Annotated in this window: 3 protein-coding genes; all 3 read left to right on the top strand. The window is 63.7% G+C overall.

The window, feature by feature from the left end:
* Window positions 1-973, top strand: a 973-nt coding sequence (locus EN991_RS33545) for a putative PEP-binding protein (RefSeq protein ID WP_164769569.1), incomplete at its 5' end; no start/stop codon positions are given.
* 11 nt (window positions 974-984) lie between these two features.
* Window positions 985-1,407: a hypothetical protein gene (locus EN991_RS33540; protein WP_013528088.1), complete on the top strand. Its 423-nt coding sequence runs from the start codon at window positions 985-987 to the stop codon at window positions 1,405-1,407.
* Between the two features lie 92 nt (window positions 1,408-1,499).
* Window positions 1,500-2,172, top strand: a 673-nt coding sequence (locus EN991_RS33535; protein ID WP_127370341.1) for a dihydroxyacetone kinase subunit DhaK, incomplete at its 3' end; no start/stop codon positions are given.

Here is a 2,172-nt window from a genome sequence, read left to right as displayed (position 1 = left end):
AACCGGCACAGCGCTGCTCGACGCCGAACATGGCGGCATTGTGCTGTCACCCTCCAAGACTGAAATCGCTGCTTTTCGCCAATCGTCCTCATCATTCCGGGCGCGCAGCGACCGGGCCGGGACGTTCCTGGCGCGACCGGCGGTGACCAAGGCCGGCACGGCGGTGCGCGTGCAGGTCAACATCGCCGACCCGTCCGATGTCGACCTCATCGACATTACGACCTGCGACGGAGTCGGGTTGATGCGCACCGAATTCCTGTTCGGCAAGACGCTGCCGGATGAGGAGACGCAGTATCGCGCCTATCGCAAGGTGCTGGAGTGGGCCGGTGAAAAACCGGTGACGATCCGCACCGTTGACGCCGGCGGCGACAAGCCGGTGCCCGGCTTTACGGTCGAGGAGAGCAATCCGTTTCTCGGCCTGCGCGGGATCAGGCTGTCGCTGGCAAGACCCGAGGTGTTTCGTGTACAGATCCGGGCGCTGCTGCGCGCCGCTGTCCATGGCAGCCTGAAAGTGATGTTCCCTATGATCGCCATTGTGGAGGAATACCGACAGGCAGCGGCGATGTTCGCCGAAGAGCAGACTGCACTTGCCGCACGCGGCGTCGCACACAACATGCCGCCGCTCGGCATCATGGTCGAAGTGCCTTCGGTGGCGATCGTACCGGAAGCCTTTACCGATGCCGCCTTCTTCTCGATCGGCTCCAATGATCTCACCCAGTATGTCATGGCGGCCGCCCGCGACAACGCTGCCGTGGCGCATCTCAATTCGGTCCGTCATCCGGCCGTGCTGCGGCTGATCGCTGCCGTGACGGCGTTTGGCCAGCGGGAAGAGATCCCGGTCAGCCTGTGCGGCGATGCAGCCGGCGATCCAGCCTCGATCCCGTCACTGATCGAGGCCGGCCTGCGCGATCTTTCCGTCGCGCCGGCGCAACTCGCCATGGCCAAGGCGGCCGTCGCGGACGTTTCTGTCTAGGCGCGGCCGGCATGGTCGACAGGACACCCGAACCCGGTTCCGAAGAGGCGATCCGCGCCTACAAGACGATCCTGTCGCAGGTCATCGACCAGCGCCCGTCCGGTATGCGCCAGCGCCTGGCCGATGCGCTCGGCAAGCACCGCAGCTTCGTCACGCAGATTTCCAGTCCTGCCTATTCGATCCCGATTCCGTCAAAACATTTGCCGGCTATATTTTCCGTCTGCCATTTCAGCCCGGCCGAGCGCGACCAGTTTCTCGCCGCCTATCACCAGGCGCATCCAGGCAAGATGTCGATCGCATCAGGCATGCGCAAGACGCGGCATGTCTCGCTGATCGTGCCGGATTTCGGCGACGACAAGCAGAACGCCGCGCTCGATAAGGCGGTGAACGATTTTATCCAAAAGATCACCAGCATCACCGGCAAGAGTGGCTGATCGAACTCTTGTTTTACGCAATTCCGGACGGAAAACCGCGATACACTTTTCCTGGAATTGCTTTGGAAGGCCTATTTCGGGAGGAGACGGCCGTGAAGAAGTTTATCAATTCGGTGGACACGGTGCTGACCGAAAGCCTCGACGGCTTCGTCGCCGCCCATGCCGACATCCTCGTGCTCGGCGACGCGCACAAATTCATCCGCCGAAAGACCTTGCGGCCGGGCAAGGTGGCGCTGATCTCCGGCGGCGGTTCCGGTCACGAGCCGCTGCATGGCGGCTTTGTCGGTCACGGCATGCTGGACGCCGCCTGCCCCGGCCAGGTATTCACCTCGCCGACACCGGACCAGATGCTGGCGGCGGCAGAGGCCGTCGACACCGGCGCCGGCTGCCTGTTCATCGTCAAGAACTATGAGGGCGACGTCATGAATTTCGAGATGGCGGCCGAAATGTCGGAAGGCGTCCAGCAGATCGTGACCAATGACGATGTCGCGGTCGAGAATTCTTCCTATACGACGGGCCGGCGTGGCGTCGCCGGCACGCTGGTGGTGGAAAAGATCGTCGGCGCGGCGGCCGAACACGGCCTGGCTCTGGCGTCGCTGAAGGCGCTTGGCGACCGCGTCAACGCTGCTACCCGCTCGATGGGCGTGGCGCTGACCAGTTGCACCGTGCCGGCGGCGGGCAAGCCGACTTTCGATATCGGCGACGGCGAGATGGAGTTCGGCGTCGGCATCCATGGCGAGCCCGGCCGCCGGCACGGTGCAACTG

Source organism: Mesorhizobium sp. M7A.F.Ca.US.005.03.2.1, from assembly GCF_003997795.1.
Taxonomy (GTDB): domain Bacteria; phylum Pseudomonadota; class Alphaproteobacteria; order Rhizobiales; family Rhizobiaceae; genus Mesorhizobium; species Mesorhizobium ciceri.
This window is presented reverse-complemented; position numbering and strand designations above follow the sequence as displayed.